This window comes from Sporosarcina sp. ACRSM (assembly GCF_022346545.1).
Taxonomy (GTDB): domain Bacteria; phylum Bacillota; class Bacilli; order Bacillales_A; family Planococcaceae; genus Sporosarcina.
On the sequence record NZ_JAKRNU010000011.1, the window covers coordinates 89,641 to 105,823 of the forward strand.

The following is a 16,183-nucleotide window of genomic DNA, read 5'->3' on the forward strand; positions in this document are numbered from 1 at the left end:
TTTCAAAAATGCATCCTTTTCATTTATCGTATTTATAATTTCCCGAGTTCGCCCCATTTCTCCAAGACAAAACGTCTGCAATAATGTTTGAAAACGCCTTGTTCGGGAACTTAATACGGATGAGGCATTTTTATATTCCCACTCGTCTGACTCTTTGTATAGACATTGACAATTATAGGTGAAAGCGTATACTGAAACATGTGTTTTAAAAAGAAAACTATTGTCAAAAAATAAAGAAAGTTCATCTGTACTTTGTTCTAGGAGGCTCCCCTATCGAAAAGATTTTTTTATAACTCGACCGTCTAAAATTCGGTAACCCGTAAAGAATGTAAGCGCTGACGAAAAAGGAGGATTCACTTGAACATTCTTTTCTTACTCACTGGAGTCTTGCTCGTATTTGGTATTGCCTTTCTAGTTAGTAATGATCGTAAAAAAATAAAATATAAACGTATTTTGCTCATGTTAGCAATCCAAATTGTATTAGTGTTTCTCATGATGAACACGAATATCGGCCTCATTGCGATTACCAAAATAGGTGTATTTTTTGAAAACCTAATGGCGATTGCAGATGCAGGTATTCAATTTGTTTTTGGTGGTATGGTCAATGAAGGGGCTACAACGTTTTTCTTTGTAGCACTATTACCATTGGTGTTCATGGCCGTGTTGATCGGTATTTTGAATTACATTAAAGTATTGCCATTCATCATCAAATATTTAGGTTTGTTTTTAAGCAAAATTACAGGAATGGGTAAACTGGAGAGCTATTTTGCCGTTTCCACGTCTGTCCTTGGACAACCTGAAGTATTCTTAACGATCACTAAACAGATTCCACTATTAACGCAAAAAAGACTATATACCATTTGTACGTCCGCGATGAGCGCTATCAGTATGGCGATGGCTGGAGCTTATATGACGATGCTGGAGCCGAAATTTGTCGTGACAGCTGTTGTGCTCAATATCTTCAGTGCGCTGATTGTTGCGAACATTATTAACCCGTATGATCTAGACGAAAAAGAAGACCTCATGCAAATTGAAGAAACGAAACGAGTTCCTTTCTTCCAAATGATTGGCGATAGCGTCATGGATGGCTTTAAAGTTGTCATCGTCGTTGCCGCGATGCTCTTAGGATTTATCGCCTTAATGGAATTGGTGAATGTGATGTTCGAAGGAATCTTCCAAATTTCCTTCCAGACAATGATCGGCTATATTTTTGCACCGATCGCCTTCCTCATGGGGGTTCCTTGGGGAGAAGCAGTACAAGCAGGGGGTATTATGGCGACCAAACTCATTACGAATGAATTCGTAGCGATGTTGAATTTCGGTGAGATTTCTTCGAATCTTTCCGACAAAACGATTGCCATCGTATCCGTCTACCTCGTGAGCTTCGCGAACTTTGGAACGGTGGGCATCGTTTCAGGTTCCATCAAATCGATCAGTGAAAAACAAGGAAATTATGTTTCAAAATTCGCGTTAAAACTGTTATTGGGAGCGACACTCGCTTCCGTCATTTCAGGAACCATGATTGGACTCATTATGTAAGGGGGAAGTACGATGACTACAAGAAAAATTATTATGGATTGTGATCCAGGACATGATGACGCGATTGCGATCATTTTAGCAGCAGCGCAGCCTGAATTGGATATTTTAGCAATAACAACCGTATCTGGCAATGCCGAAATTGAAAAAACAACGGATAATGCATTAAAAATTTGTGACTTGGTTTCTTTAACGGACGTCATCGTCTCTAAAGGGGCAAGCGAGCCATTGGTCCGATTACGTGAAACGGCGCCGGGCATCCACGGAGATTCAGGTTTGGATGGTCCGGAACTGCCAGCACCATCCCGCAGCTGGAGTGAGGAACACGGGGCGGATACGATCATCCGATTGGTCAAAGAATCAAACGAACCTGTGACGATTCTTCCGACTGGACCGTTGACAAACGTTGCATTGGCGCTTACAAAGGCACCAGAAATTAAAGAAAACATCGAAGAAATCGTCCTGATGGGTGGCGGCACATTCGGTAACTGGACACCGTCTGCCGAGTTTAATATTTGGGCGGATCCGGAAGCGGCGAGAAAAGTGTTCGAAAGCGGCATTCCGACTGTCGTAATGGGACTTGATATTACACACCAAGCGTTGGCGACAAAAGAAGTGATCGAGCAAGTGAATCAAATCGACAATCGTGTCGCGAACATCGTCGGTGAACTATTGGTCTTCTTTGCATCGACTTATAAAGAAATGTTCGATTTTGACGGCGCACCGGTCCACGATGTCCTCACTGTTGCCTATTTGGTCGCACCGGAATTATTTACGATGAAGGATGTCAACATTGCCGTGGAAACGAAAGGCGAATTTACTGCGGGAACGACGTTAGTGGACCTGCACGGAGTCACAGGCAGAGAAGTGAATGCGAAGTTCGGTGTGGAACTTGATGTAGATGGTTTTTGGAAATTGATGATCGAGGCGCTTAAGAAGTACTCAAATTAAGGGCGTTCGTATACCCTTTAAGTGAGGTGAAAATATGATTACCGTAATCGGAAGCATTAATATGGATTTGGTCGTGGAAACGGACTATGTACCTGAAAAAGGGGAAACGACGTTAGGCAAGACTTTTTCAACATTTTTTGGCGGAAAAGGGGCAAACCAAGTTGTCTCCATCGCACGTTTAGGAAAGGCAGCGCAAATGATTGGTGCTTGTGGTACCGATCAGTACGGTGAAATGGCATTAGCCTCCTTACAACAAGAAAACGTGAAAACGGATCATGTCTTTGCAATCCCTGACGAATCGACAGGCATCGCTTCCATCATTGTTTCAGAGGCCGATAACCGGATTATCGTCGTTCCCGGTGCAAATAACCGCCTAACACCTGATCATATCGAACAAGTGAAACAGGAGATCATCGGCAGTGAACTCGTCGTCATCCAGCTGGAAATACCGACGGAGACCGTCCAGGCAGCGCTAGAAATTTGTCAGGAACATCAGATCCCTGTCGTCTTAAATCCGGCACCTGTCGATCATTTCCAACAGGAGTTCATCGATTTAGCCACTTATTTGACGCCGAATGAATCGGAATGTAGACAAATCTTCGGTGAGAATATTGAAAAAGCATTGGAACAATATCCAAATAAATTAATTATTACATTAGGTGATAAAGGTGCTCGTTTCTTTGATGGAGAACAGCATCATTTCATCCAAGGATTCCAAACGACACCGGTCGATACAACCGGTGCCGGCGATACATTTAACGGCAGCTTCGCCGTTGCTGTTGCGGAGGGAAAGAGAATAGAAGAGGCGATAAAGTTTGCCAATGCAAGTGCATCCCTCTCCGTGGAGAAAAAAGGAGCCCAGAATGGCATGCCTTCGTTGGAATCTGTATTGGAACGTTTGAGTTTAGAACAATAAATCGAAGGCGCTAACTTCCAATCTTGTTTAGATTTGGAAGTTGGCGCCTATTTCATTAACCTTGCATTTCTTTTGTCGGACCCATGATAGGTGGGACAGTTAACCCCGCCTGGCGAAGGAGAACAGTCATTTGTCCACGATGATGTGTTTCGTGGCTGATAAGCATGCTTAATAATTTCCCGCGTTTAGTTGGACCTGTGAAACCGGTAACTTCCCCGAGTAGGTCTTCATCAGTCAGTTTCGTTGCTTCTTCCTTAATCGCTTGAGCGAGTGTTTCATACCTCTCAACAATTTCTTGCGCACTTGTTGGTTGAGGATCCTGTTGACCAGGCCCTTGAACTTGAAAACCAGCAAAATGGCCGAAAGCCCCCGCTGCGCCAACCAAATGCCACGACAACCAGCCAAGCGAGCTATGACCTTCTACAATTGCCTGACCAAGTTTTTCATCTGTCATCGCTTTCATCACGTTAGCAGTTCCTTCAGACGACACTGTCCAATCCTCTAAAAAGTCTTCTACTTTACGATACATACCCAATCACTCCTTAGTAGTGTTTCCTCACAATTGTAGTGATCAGCGTTTTCCTTGTCCAATTTACTGACTGTTCACGTTTAATCATCCAGATAAAATACGTATTAATCTTCATGAAAGATGCGAGGCACATTGGTGTTTGTATTTTGCATCTTTTGTAACTACACATATTACTGTTGCTCCGCATACTTTTTAAAATTGTTTAAAATCGCTTGCCAGCCTTCTTGTTGCATATCAATCGGATTCGTTGTTTCGGGTTCAAATATTTCGATCACCTTCGTATCATTTCCTTGGGGAATAAAGGAGATTTCAACCTTTCTTCCATCTTCTAAGGTATAAGAAATGAAATCGTGAACACGCACTTCGTCATAGATGCCGCCAAAGTCAAAACCGAAGCTTCCATCTTTCGCTTCCATCCTGGTAACAAACTTTCCGCCAGTTCTTAAATCATTTTCAGCGTATGGCGTATGCCAATCATCAGAGGCATTGCTCCACTTCGTAATATGTTCGGGCACTGTCCAAAATCCCCATACATTCTCCACTGTGGCATGCACAATCGTTTCAACTGTTATTCCCGAATGATTCGCATCCATCTTTTCAGCTCCTTTTTTTCGAAGTTATTCTTTTTATAATTCGTCATCTCTAACAGCTATACCTTTTCTAGTTTATCCGAAAACAAGCGACTAAAAACAAACGGCGAGAACCAAGTTTAGGCATGATTTACCATCGTATTAGACCCCATTATCTTTCATACGCCAATTTTCGACATTTTTCTAATTCAAACAACATTTTTTCTCGGTACTGATTGACGAAGCCACTCAGATGCAGTATAGTATTTCACAACAGTATTATTGACATAACATATATCTCTCATGAAGAGAAGCTGAGGGACTGGCCCATTGAAGCTCGGCAACCAACCATACTATCGAGTGTGGAAAGGTGCTAAATCCTGCAAAACAAAATTGTTTTGAAAAATGAGAGAGGACGTCTGCGTTTATTACAATGCTTATGAACCTCTCATTTCGAGAGGTTTTTTTATTATTTTCTACTAAGTTGTCGGTAATCCACTGTTCAAGCTTTTTAGTTTACCAAGCATCAAGAAAAACAATAGATTGGAGAAGTGTTATGAAAAAGTTACTATTTACAGCATTACTCATTTTAGTTTTAACAGCACTTGCTGCATGCGGTGGCAAGGACAAGTCCGAAGAAGCAACAGAAAGTTTATTAAGTGATGGAGTTCTAACCGTTGGTGTCACTGCTGGTCCACACGAAGAAATCGTTGAAAAAGTGAAAGAACTGGCGGCAAAAGATGGTCTTGAAATTAAAATACAACCATTTTCTGATTACGTAATGCCAAACGTTGCGTTAGCCGAGAGTGAGATTGATATGAATATCTTCCAAACGATTCCTTTCTTTGAACAAATGAAAAAAGACCGGAACTTGGATCTCGTTTCTGTAGGTGAAACAGTCACTTTCCCAATGGGTATTTACTCTAACGAAGTAAAAGATGTAAGCGAACTGCCTGAAGGTGCGAAAATCGGCTTACCGAACGATCCGACTCAAGGTGGACGCGCACTGATGCTCTTTGAAAGTGCGGGCATGATTACAATCGAAGAAGGTCTAGATTCCAATGCGACGGTCAATGATATCGTCGACAACCCAAAACAATTCCAATTTATTGAATTGGATGCGGCACAAATCCCTCGTCAATTGATCGAACTTGACGCGGCAGCCATCAACACGAACTTCGCCATCGATGCGGGTCTATCGCCAGCGGAAGATTCCATTTTCATCGAGCCGAAAGATTCTCCGTTCGTCAACATTATCGCTGTCAGAGCCGAATCAAAAGATGATGAAGTGATTCAGCAATTTGTCGATTTATATCGTTCTGAAGAAGTGAAACAATTTATCGAAGAACGATTTGATGGATCTCTCATTCCTTCTTGGTAATGAAAACGAATGTTTGAAATTCCATCATTCCAAACTGGAATGAATAATTAGTTCAGGGAACGTTACCGCTCAAGGTAACGTTTTCTTTCAAAAGGAGATTAAACAGTGATTGTATTGGAAAATGTTTCGAAAGTTTTCCCTGCGAAAAACAATGAAGTAACAGCCGTCGATAAAGCAAATATTCATGTGAAAAAAGGCGAGATCCATGGCGTTATCGGCTATAGTGGTGCCGGGAAAAGTACGTTGATCCGTTGCGTGAACTTGCTGGAACGACCGACAAGTGGAAAAATCTATATTAACGGGGAAGAACTCACTTCTCTCCCTCCTCATAAACTAGACAATGCACGTCGCAAAATCGGGATGATTTTCCAAGGCTTTAACTTGCTAAAGACGGCAACGGTCTACGACAATATCGCCATTCCTCTTAAATTGATCGGGATTGATAAGGCGGAAGTAAAAGCACGTACTGAAAAGTATTTGGAAATCGTCGGTTTAGCCGATAAACATCAAAGCTTCCCGTCCCAATTGTCCGGGGGACAAAAGCAACGTGTCGCAATTGCGAGGGCATTGGCGCAAGAGCCTGAGATTTTACTTAGCGATGAGGCAACGAGTGCACTTGACCCTGAAACAACGGAATCTATCCTCGATCTCCTGTTGAAAATCAACGAAGAGTTCGGCATAACAATATTACTGATTACACATGAAATGAATGTTATACAAAAAATTTGCGATTATGTCTACGTTTTGGAAAGCGGAAAAATCGTAGAACACGGTACAACGATTGACTTGTTTTCAAACCCTCAAAAACCAACGACTACTAAATTTTTGGGCACCATCGCTCAACGGAATTTATCCCCGTCCCTCATTTCACAATTAAATTTAACAGGTTCTGTTCAACGATTGACGTTTACTGGCGACATTGCGGGAGAACCATTGTTAGCGGAAATGAGTAAACGATTTGCCGTTGTGCCTAACATTTTAGCAGCTAATATTATTGAACTGAAAAATGGCGTGATTGGGAATTTAGTTGTTCACGTTGCAGGTGAAAAAGAAGAAGTTGAAAATGCATTGCTTTTCCTACATGAGCAAGGCGTTGGCACGGAAGAATTGGAGGGTCAAAATTGAACGGATACGAAGATTTTATCCAAAAGTGGTTGCCCATCATTGGACAATCAACAATCGAGACATTCCAAATGGTCGGAATCGCTCTGTTATTTTCCATCATCATCGGGATTCCATTAGGGATTTTATTGGTCTTATCAAGACCAGGACAAGCGCTTGATAATAAATTGCTATACCATACGTTAAATTTAATCATCAACATCATTAGGTCCATTCCATTTATCATCTTGTTATTTTTCATTTTGCCATTCACGAAGCTGATTGTCGGCACGTCGATCGGCGTCAAAGGGGTTATCGTACCGCTTGTACTATATACATCCCCCTATATTGCACGTCTGATGGAATCTGCACTTCTTGAAGTCGAGCAAGGTGTCGTAGAAGCTTACACTGCGATGGGTATCAAAACAAGAAAAATTATTTGGCATGTTATGTTACGGGAAGCACGTCCATCTATCATTTTGGGATTGACGATTGCTACCGTCAGTCTAATCGGGGCGACGGCGATGGCTGGGCTTGTTGGCGCCGGCGGTTTAGGTGACTTGGCCTATCGTTTCGGCCATTTGAGATACGAAGTCGACGTCATGTACGCAACGGTCTTGATTCTCATTATTATTGTCCAATTGATCCAGTCGCTCGGCAATCGTCTTGCTGCTCGTATTAAAAAAGACTAAATGAAGCATATATTGAAGTTTGTGGCTATTAGCACCGAGACGAACAGCGTTTTTTTATAGTAGACAAATTCATCTGATACGGAGTGAGCAACAATGATATCTACAAGAAATAACGACTTATTATTGCAAAATATCGACCCGTCCGAATCCTTCCCGGTTTCATTTGAGCAGTTGGAAACAGCAGCGCAGGCAAAAATGGGAACAGGCGCATTCGGCTATGTCCACTCCGGTGCCGGCCGTGAAGAAACTTTGCAAAAAAATGTTTCTTCCTTTTCCAAGTACGCTATCGTTCCTCGTTTTTTAAATGATGTAACAGAACTGGATACTTCCGTCCAACTTTTCGGACGTACATATGCCACACCATTATTCGTCGCTCCGGTTGGCGTACAAAAAATTGCGCATGAAGACGGGGAAATTGCCACTGCACAAGCAGCCGCTTCCCTCGGTATTCCTTTCATCCAAAGTACGGTGTCCAGCTATTCCATCGAAGAAGTCAAAGAAGTAACCGGTGATAGTCCGAAATGGTTCCAGCTCTATTGGTCAAGTCAGAATGCGGACATTTCCTACAGCATGGTACAAAGAGCGGAAGCTGCCGGCTATGAAGCAATTGTGCTAACGGTCGATACCGTCATGCTCGGCTGGCGTGAAGAAGATGTCAATAATCAATATTCCCCTTTGATGCAAGGGTTTGGAAAAGCGAATTATGTCAATGATCCTGTCTTCATGGCGTCTCTTCCGAATGATGACGACGATTCCATCATCCAAGGCATCGTGGACAATATTTATCACCCTTCCCTTAGCTGGAAACAGGTAGCGGAGCTGAAAAAGAAAACTTCATTGCCAATCCTTCTAAAAGGTATCCTGCATCCAGAAGACGCGAAGCTGGCGATCGAAAACGGCATCGATGGCATCATCGTTTCCAACCACGGCGGGCGCCAACTAGACGGTGTCATCGCAAGTATCGATGCGCTTCGAGACGTTGTGGAAGCTGTTGAAGAAAAAATCCCTGTACTATTCGATAGTGGCATCCGTAGAGGCTCTGACGTTGTCAAAGCGCTGGCGTTAGGAGCAGATGCTGTTTTAGTCGGTCGGCCTTTCGTTTACGGCTTAGCAGTTGGCGGACAACAAGGTGTTGAAAAAGTATTATCCAATATCCTGCAGGAGATGAAAGTAACAATTTCATTATCCGGATTCACGTCCGTCCGCGATCTGCGTAACGTTACAATTGTGAACCGATAAAACTAGATAACAAACCCGAGCGCCAAGAGAAAGCACATGCTTCCCTTGGCGTTTTTATATTCCAATTAACGAGCTGTTAGTGAAACGGATTTTTCCATTCCATTAAGAATCCATAATTCAACGATTCTTCGTCCTCTAAATAATTTTCCACTACAGCAACCGGCGTTCTTCCGCATCTCAATAAAAATGTAATGACAGGGTCTTTGAACTCTCCACTGATCACCGCCTGCACATAATCATCGGCAGTCATTTCGAACGCATGGAGATGATAACCAGGCATTCTTCCACCGCCAAGCAAACGTTCCAATTTCAGTTCGATCACGATTTGGTACATTGCCTGCATAAGCAACTTGCCAAGCCCCCATTTGCGATACTTCGGGCTTACAGCGATATCGACAATATAAAGCGTATTCCCCTTTGGATCGTGATTTCGGATATAGCCGTTGTCCGTCATCGCCTCCCATCGATGGGAGGGATGAGCCGGATCGAATTGCACACACAGACCTGTCAAGGAACCGACTAACCTGCCGTCCACTTCCACACAAAGGGTCCCTTCCGGGAAAAGGGTAATATGATTGGTCAGTTGCTCCTCATTCCACCATAAGTCAGATGGAAATGGCGGCGGAAAACATTCCGATTGGATGCGAATCATATCTGCAAAATCGTCCTTTGTATAATTTCGAACAACAGCACGAACAGGTCTCCCTTCATCGAAGACAAACACTTCACTGCGGTAGGCCATTTCATCCCCCTTTACCCGTCATATTTTTCCTCAATCTGAATATGATTTTTGATTCTCTTATCGCACACTATGCAGAAGATACAAGTAAGATTCATTTCATAACTTCAATCCTTCATCTACCAAAATGATACAAAATTCGGTATACTTCAATTAAAGAAAGAGAGAGGATGGAAGACATTTATGAAATTCGAAATGATTGAAAATGCATTTGAAACAGAGACATCCTTTGGACAACTGACCATTTCAGGGAATGATGAATATGGATTTAGACCTTATCAGCTGCTCATTTCATCGATTGCAGTTTGCAGCGGCGGTGTGTTGCGTAATATTTTGGATAAAATGCGGATGCCAGCCGAACATATCTCAATTGAGGTGAAGGAAGTCAAACGGAATGCGGAAATCGCCAACCGAGTCGAAAAAGTGCACCTCCATTTCACCATTAAAGGAGAAGCGATTGATGCATCCAAAATGGATAGAGTTTTTGAATTAACGAAGAAAAACTGTTCGATGGTACAATCCGTCATTGATTCCATCGAAGTTGTGGAGACTTATGAAGTACTAAATTGAATGTAGTGAATCTAAGCGCCTAGTCCGCAACTGTATTCGGACTGGGCGTTCTCTTTGCGCTCCTCCTTCCCTCCATGCTTCCACTCCAACGTCCTTCTTTGTAGATTCAATCGATTTTTAGTTGACCTTTTCTACTATTCTTGTTACATTCTATAAGTGATAATGATTATCACTATCATTCAAGGGAAATGAGGATATCAAATGTTCAAGAAAAAAGGATTTGCCATTTTCTTCGTACTCCTATTCATGTTTGTTGTAAGTGGTTGTACGAGCAATACGCCTCCAGAAGCGGCGACGGATGAACCGGAACAAGAAGCACCTACGACGAGAACTTATGATAGTGTCAAAGGACCTGTTGAGCTACCGATGCATCCTGAACGCGTCGTCGTCATCGATCAAGATTATGTCGGGGATGTGTTAGCAACCGGCATTACACCCATCGCTACAACAGGCTGGGCATTTGAAACACCATACTTTGAAGAACAGCTAAAAGACGTTGAAAGCATCGGGGATAAATCATCGTTCTCCATTGAAAAAGTAATCGAGTTGGAACCAGATCTCATTCTTACGTATAACGAAGAACAATATGAGTCACTTTCCAAAATAGCACCGACTGTGATCATTCCATTCGGCATGTATGCAGATTATAAAGAACGTCTTCTCGAAATTGCCAACGTGTTAAATCGAGAGGAAGAAGCAAAGCAATTCCTTGCTGATTTCGATAAAAAAGTGGAAGATCAAAAGAAAGAACTGGAACCCATCCTTCAAAATGATCCTAAAATTGTCATCCTAGAAATGACGGATAAAGATTTATACCTCTTTGGGGACTCCTACGGTCGTGGGGGCCAGGTGATCTATAACGAACTTCAATTGAATGCCCCTCAAAAAGTAGTGGACATCGCTTTTAAAGACGGTTGGGCAAGCATCTCCCAAGAGACGATTCCTGAATATCTCGGAGAGGCAGATTTTATCTTATTAGGCGTTCGTGACAACGGCGTTGAAAATAGTAAAGAAATTATGAAGAGCCAGCTATGGAAAGACCTCCCTGCCGTGAAAGCCGGCCATATCTTTGAATATGAACTCAATACTTTCTACTTCCAAGATCCGATCGCCTTGGAATACCAAATGAAAGAGATTGCCGATTTCATTAAAAGTAAATACTGAAAAGAACCAGGTACCGGACATGCGAGAAGTCCATGGTACCTGGTTCTTTTCTTTATATTCCCAACCGATCAGTCGACATTTACGTGTAACGGGTTGCCTTCTAAAATCTGCTCCACCTCTTCATACCCTGTTGGAAATGCGAAGTTATAACGAGCAGGGAGTGCAAAAACATATTTGTCATTGCGATTCAGTTCTTTAGGTCCAATAGGCGCTGCACCTAGATGGAATTTTTCCTGTTGCAGCGCATCCCATTGCTCGATTGTGAAAATCAGGATCGGAATGTCTTGGCGTGGATTTTCCGAAGTCCACTGTGGGTGCCGGATCGAAAGCATCGGGCCCTCTTCCATCTCCTCTCCCGTCACTGATTCTCCCTTCCACTTGTCCATCATAATCGAATAATCCTTCCAAGTGGCAGGTAACGTAAACTCAAATCCATATTCTTCATTTGTATAGACGAGTGTATCGCCCTGTTTTGCTTCACCAAGCGTAACCTCGTTGATCAACCAATGTTCGCCCATTTTTTCAACTACTAGATGGATCGGTATCTCGTTTACGGTTTGCCCAACATTTGTCCTTTCAACGACTTTCCCTTCTATTGCATAGATATGATCAGACTGTTTCTCCGTCGTTTCGATGTCAATCCGATCTGGCCAAGGACTGGAAGTTAATCTACCCGGTGCTTTTAGAGGATCTGTCAGCCATTGTTCCACAAGCTGAGGGGAAACCGTTTCCCCATAATGCTCTTGCATACTTTTTTCCACTTCTTCTTGCGATCCCATTAATGAAACGTTTTGAAGGTTATGGCCAAATTTTTCAACAACGTCGACTACGCTCTTTTCTTCGTCTATACTCGGATTTGTTACCTCTGTCTGATCTTTCCCCTGCAGCTGACCTGTACTTTCTCCATTTGTACAACCAAACAATGGAATGCTCAATAGTAAAACTATACCAAGAAATTTCTTCACTTTGTTCCCCTCCTAAAAAAAATTGTATACACATAGACGTTTCCACCACGTTTTTCGTTTCAATCCAACTTTCTAACGAATGAACCCATGACAACATACCCAAACGCCTCTACCTGCAATGGGTACCTCGTACCTTCCATGAATCCCCATATTTTCTTACACTAGTACGGAGAGGATCATCGTATGAAAGGGGTGAGAGTTGTGCAGAAAAATATAACGGAAGAGGCTGAAAAGATAGATAGTGATTTCACTGCCGAAGCCATTTCATTGAATATGTGTACGCGCCCGATTTACCTTATTTTATGTTCTGGATTTATAACCTTTCTTTTTAGCATTTCACATGGTTGGCACTCCTTGACCCAATTTTTTCTGTTCATCACTGTCCTTTCGATAGCGTTTTTCTTTTGGTTTCCTTATTCAAAATTTGTCAAAAGACAAGTTGCAATTACAAAAGTGACCGTCGATATTGGGTCCCACTGCCTTTTTCCACGAGAAATCGATTATGTGGTTTGTAGAGCGAATGGCAATATGTTTGAATTTCACCTCCATCGCTCCAATGAAGCAACCCAAATTAGAATGGAAGATGAATGGAAGACCGCGACGAGGGACCGTCTAAAACAGTGGTGCGAAAAGTTTGATATCCGCTTCGTTGAAAAATAAAGTGAAACTTCAATCAGTGGGAGGTTCCTCATCCTCCACTGATTGTTAGTTGAACCAATCGGGCTTTTACGGGCAGTTGATCTCCCACCTCTCCTTATCGTTTTACTTAAGTCTTGAGATGGGAGTCTTACTGCCCGTTAATGCGGGATAAATTCGAAGAGTACTTTATGAAAGCCCAAAAGGACCGGAGGAATTCATTTTCCTCTCGGCCCTTTTGGGCTTTTGCGTATTATGCAAGAAGTTGCTGCATTTTATTCGATACATTGGATTCAAGTTGTTGTAACTGTTCTGCCTCTAATTTATGGCAAGGTTGCGGATTGAACCAGTTGATGTCCCCTTCGTGGTAAAGTCCTTGAAATTCATTTCCTTGAATAAGGACCGAAAATGAAAACCATTCATGTGTTTGATCTTGAAATAATTCTTTTTTAATTTGAAATTTGGATAACATAATAACCGCCTCCATCATTGTGTACTTTTCAATGTCATTCTGTATTACTAGAATACCTTTCACACATTATAGCAACATGAGAGGCAAATGAAAGTTTAATGAGAAAAAATCCTTGGATGAAGGAACTTGGAAACAACCTTTCAAAGTATCAATCACGCCTCGGCGTGATTGCGTCCAGATTTTGAATTGCGCTTGCGCAATTAACTCCTTTCAAAATCTGTGACATCCGCCGGAGGCTTAACTTGAATCAGCAGGGAGTTTGTACTCCCTCTGATTGAAATGCATTCTGGCATTCATCCCACCACTTATAGAAGTGGGGGACTTCTGCTGAATCAAGTTAAACCATCCCCCAGAAGCTATTCATGATTAGGAGCAAATACTTCTCACCTGAACTTTTTAGATTTTGAAAGCAGGGTATTTGCACTTGAGCTGTTCAGCCTTGAGAGAAATTTATCACTTACTTTGATTTCTTCGATCATCGAATCCTCCAACGGATCAACCCCCTCCTGCTTTTCAAAACTCATGATAAAATCTTTAAAGTTATTGTGAAGCAACACCAACGCTTGCCATAATTCCTTTTCAGAACTTGCATGCATTGTTTCTTGATGATGATCCCAATGATATATTTTCCCAATTGTCTCCTTTTTGACCCCAATACATAATTGGTCACCGCCTGGACATTCAGCAATCGGTATGACTTCATCGGGCAAACGTCCTTCGTAACGTGCCTTTAAAACCCTTACATCATAATCATCATTTTCAAGACCATAAAAGTTCACAAACGTTCTTGCTTCTATATCTACATGTGTAACAAGATGTTTGGCTGGATAAAAAATAATCTCTTGATCATCGAAGTCTAATGTGCCAAATCTTTGGAGAAAGTTCTTGTATTCACTAGGCAATGTAACACCCATCTCAACTTCAAGTTCCTGTATTTCTTGTTCAGAATGGCATCCGTATTTACTTGAAATGCCCAATTCACTCAATCTCTTACTATACATATATTTACCCCCTTTCGACTGAAATAAAACGCTGTACGTTCAAGACTGGACTACTTTTACTGTCCAAGTTCATTCTCAACATTCTTCGGCTATCAATCAGGCTGCGGTTTTATCTACTTATGGTTTACGCCCTGAAAAATGCAGAGAGAATTTGGCCTTTTGTAGTTCCAGTTTACAGCATAATTGGTTGGTATTCCAATTTTCAAAAAGGTTTCAATGCGTTTAGAACAGGGCATCTTAATGTCGTCTCAAACAGTCTTGCCGGATTCACATCCATATAGATTCTGTGTAATAATTCTCAAATCCCCACAAAAATGGAAGGAGTGTGCTCTTTGGAAACAGCGTATAGAGGAACAAATAAAATGATTACAGGTATCGTCTTCGGCGTGTTGACGTTCTGGTTATTTGCCCAAGCAATGGTCAACATTGTGCCTACCGTGCAAGAAGATTTAGGTGTTTCTGCTGGAACACTCAATATCGCCATCAGTTTAACAGCGCTATTTTCGGGAATATTTATCGTAGCTGCTGGGGGACTTGCCGATAAAATCGGACGTAAAAAAATAACAAATCTTGGCCTCATTTTGAGTATTATCGGCTCGCTTTGCTTAGTATTGGCAAACGGTGCCCTCTTACTCGTTTTAGGTCGAGTGATCCAAGGTTTATCAGCAGCTTGTATTATGCCTGCAACAATTGCATTGGTCAAAGCTTATTTTGAAGGAGAAGAGCGTCAACGTGCGTTAAGTTACTGGTCGATCGGCTCTTGGGGTGGATCGGGTGTCTGTTCGTTTTTAGGAGGCGCCATTGCCACTTATATGGGATGGAAATGGATTTTTATCTTTTCCATTATTTTCGCTCTCCTTGCGTTGTGGTTAATTAAGGACACGCCTGAAAGTAAAGCAGCGGATACAGGGAATTCTAAATTTGATAGTACCGGTTTGATTATTTTTATCATTACGATGCTGGCCTTGAATATTGTCATTACCCAAGGCGATGAAATTGGATGGACAAGCTGGATTACAATCGTATTGGCAGCTGTCACCATTATCGGGGCAATCGTCTTCGTAAAAGTGGAAAATGGTAAGTCCAATGCATTGATTGATTTTGGTTTATTTAAAAATGCACCTTATACAGGGGCAACCGTATCAAATTTCTTGCTGAACGCTGTTGCTGGAACATTGGTCGTTGCCAATACGTATGTACAAGAAGGAAGAGGGTTTACTTCATTCCAATCCGGTATGCTGTCCATCGGCTATTTAGTTGCCGTCCTGGCCATGATTCGTGTCGGAGAAAAGATTTTACAAAAAGTCGGTGCGAAAAAACCGATGCTATGGGGCACGACTTTAACGCTCATCGGTGTTGGTGTCATGGGGTTAACGTTTTTACCCGATCTCGCTTACACCATCGTTGTCTTTATCGGCTTTGCTCTTTTCGGCTTAGGGCTGGGCATTTACGCCACACCTTCTACAGATACAGCCGTATCGAATGCACCTGACGATAAAATCGGTGCAGCCTCCGGAATTTACAAAATGGCAAGTTCCCTCGGTTCAGCATTCGGGGTTGCTATATCCGCAACGGTTTATGCAACGATTTCACATACAAGCGGCGTGAGTGTTGCAGCTACCGGTGGAATTATTGCAAACGTCATCTTTGCAGTGATTGCATTACTATCCATTTTATTTTTGGTTCCAAACAATACCGGGAAAAACGATGTTCGATAGGAGG

At 42.2% G+C, this 16,183-nt stretch carries 17 protein-coding genes and 1 riboswitch; of the genes, 11 read left to right on the forward strand and 6 right to left on the reverse strand.

The genetic code is table 11. The features are described 5' to 3' along the window. Positions 1-357: 357 nt before the first annotated feature. Genes MHZ95_RS16625 through rbsK form a run of 3 tightly spaced genes read left to right on the forward strand, consistent with a single transcriptional unit; the run spans position 358 to position 3,403 of the window. Positions 358-1,539: a NupC/NupG family nucleoside CNT transporter gene (locus tag MHZ95_RS16625; protein ID WP_239391909.1), complete on the forward strand. Its 1,182-nt coding sequence runs from the start codon at positions 358-360 to the stop codon at positions 1,537-1,539. Between the two features lie 12 nt (positions 1,540-1,551). Further along, positions 1,552-2,487 carry a nucleoside hydrolase gene (locus tag MHZ95_RS16630; RefSeq protein WP_239391910.1) on the forward strand — a complete coding sequence of 312 codons (936 nt, stop codon included), beginning with the start codon at positions 1,552-1,554 and terminating at the stop codon, positions 2,485-2,487. A gap of 34 nt (positions 2,488-2,521) precedes the next feature. Further along, the gene (gene rbsK, locus MHZ95_RS16635; RefSeq protein WP_239391911.1) at positions 2,522-3,403 is read left to right on the forward strand and encodes a ribokinase; all 882 of its coding nucleotides are present in this window, start codon (positions 2,522-2,524) and stop codon (positions 3,401-3,403) included. 55 nt (positions 3,404-3,458) lie between these two features. Here rbsK and MHZ95_RS16640 read toward each other — a convergent pair whose 3' ends face one another. Both MHZ95_RS16640 and MHZ95_RS16645 read right to left on the reverse strand, forming a co-directional pair. Further along, a complete protein-coding gene (locus MHZ95_RS16640) occupies positions 3,459-3,932 on the reverse strand; it encodes a DinB family protein (protein ID WP_239391912.1) in 474 nt (157 codons plus the stop codon). Between the two features lie 170 nt (positions 3,933-4,102). Then, the gene (locus MHZ95_RS16645) at positions 4,103-4,525 is read right to left on the reverse strand and encodes an SRPBCC family protein (protein ID WP_239391913.1); all 423 of its coding nucleotides are present in this window, start codon (positions 4,523-4,525) and stop codon (positions 4,103-4,105) included. Between the two features lie 274 nt (positions 4,526-4,799). Further along, positions 4,800-4,913, forward strand: a riboswitch (SAM riboswitch). A gap of 144 nt (positions 4,914-5,057) precedes the next feature. On the opposite strand from MHZ95_RS16645, the gene MHZ95_RS16650 reads away from it, so the two are divergent. The 4 genes from MHZ95_RS16650 (at position 5,058) to MHZ95_RS16665 (ending at position 8,914) form a co-directional block, all read left to right on the forward strand. Further along, complete coding sequence (locus tag MHZ95_RS16650) at positions 5,058-5,882, forward strand: MetQ/NlpA family ABC transporter substrate-binding protein (protein ID WP_239391914.1); 825 nt, start codon at positions 5,058-5,060, stop codon at positions 5,880-5,882. Between the two features lie 105 nt (positions 5,883-5,987). Next, a complete protein-coding gene (locus MHZ95_RS16655) occupies positions 5,988-7,007 on the forward strand; it encodes a methionine ABC transporter ATP-binding protein (RefSeq protein WP_239391915.1) in 1,020 nt (339 codons plus the stop codon). Next, entirely contained in the window at positions 7,004-7,675 is a 672-nt protein-coding gene (locus tag MHZ95_RS16660) for a methionine ABC transporter permease (protein WP_239391916.1), read from the forward strand. Before MHZ95_RS16655 ends, MHZ95_RS16660 begins: the two co-directional genes overlap by 4 nt. 93 nt (positions 7,676-7,768) lie before the next feature. Continuing rightward, positions 7,769-8,914: an alpha-hydroxy-acid oxidizing protein gene (locus tag MHZ95_RS16665; protein ID WP_239391917.1), complete on the forward strand. Its 1,146-nt coding sequence runs from the start codon at positions 7,769-7,771 to the stop codon at positions 8,912-8,914. 76 nt (positions 8,915-8,990) lie between these two features. Here MHZ95_RS16665 and MHZ95_RS16670 read toward each other — a convergent pair whose 3' ends face one another. Further along, positions 8,991-9,656: a GNAT family N-acetyltransferase gene (locus tag MHZ95_RS16670; protein ID WP_239391918.1), complete on the reverse strand. Its 666-nt coding sequence runs from the start codon at positions 9,654-9,656 to the stop codon at positions 8,991-8,993. Between the two features lie 180 nt (positions 9,657-9,836). Here MHZ95_RS16670 and MHZ95_RS16675 point away from each other — a divergent pair, with 180 nt between their 5' ends. Both MHZ95_RS16675 and MHZ95_RS16680 read left to right on the forward strand, forming a co-directional pair. Continuing rightward, positions 9,837-10,223 carry an OsmC family protein gene (locus MHZ95_RS16675; RefSeq protein ID WP_239391919.1) on the forward strand — a complete coding sequence of 129 codons (387 nt, stop codon included), beginning with the start codon at positions 9,837-9,839 and terminating at the stop codon, positions 10,221-10,223. A 201-nt stretch (positions 10,224-10,424) separates the two neighbouring features. Next, complete coding sequence (locus MHZ95_RS16680; RefSeq protein WP_239391920.1) at positions 10,425-11,387, forward strand: iron-hydroxamate ABC transporter substrate-binding protein; 963 nt, start codon at positions 10,425-10,427, stop codon at positions 11,385-11,387. Between the two features lie 68 nt (positions 11,388-11,455). On the opposite strand, the gene MHZ95_RS16685 is transcribed toward MHZ95_RS16680, so the two are convergent. Beyond that, positions 11,456-12,352 (reverse strand): hypothetical protein, encoded by an 897-nt coding sequence (locus tag MHZ95_RS16685; protein WP_239391921.1) that lies wholly within the window; start codon positions 12,350-12,352, stop codon positions 11,456-11,458. A 201-nt stretch (positions 12,353-12,553) separates the two neighbouring features. On the opposite strand from MHZ95_RS16685, the gene MHZ95_RS16690 reads away from it, so the two are divergent. Beyond that, a complete protein-coding gene (locus tag MHZ95_RS16690) occupies positions 12,554-13,012 on the forward strand; it encodes a hypothetical protein (protein WP_239391922.1) in 459 nt (152 codons plus the stop codon). A 229-nt stretch (positions 13,013-13,241) separates the two neighbouring features. Here MHZ95_RS16690 and MHZ95_RS16695 read toward each other — a convergent pair whose 3' ends face one another. Both MHZ95_RS16695 and MHZ95_RS16700 read right to left on the reverse strand, forming a co-directional pair. Next, complete coding sequence (locus MHZ95_RS16695) at positions 13,242-13,460, reverse strand: DUF5342 family protein (RefSeq protein WP_239391923.1); 219 nt, start codon at positions 13,458-13,460, stop codon at positions 13,242-13,244. A 383-nt stretch (positions 13,461-13,843) separates the two neighbouring features. Next, entirely contained in the window at positions 13,844-14,461 is a 618-nt protein-coding gene (locus MHZ95_RS16700; protein WP_239391924.1) for an SMI1/KNR4 family protein, read from the reverse strand. Positions 14,462-14,775: 314 nt separating this feature from the next. Here MHZ95_RS16700 and MHZ95_RS16705 point away from each other — a divergent pair, with 314 nt between their 5' ends. Continuing rightward, entirely contained in the window at positions 14,776-16,179 is a 1,404-nt protein-coding gene (locus tag MHZ95_RS16705; protein WP_239391925.1) for an MFS transporter, read from the forward strand. Positions 16,180-16,183: the final 4 nt, after the last annotated feature.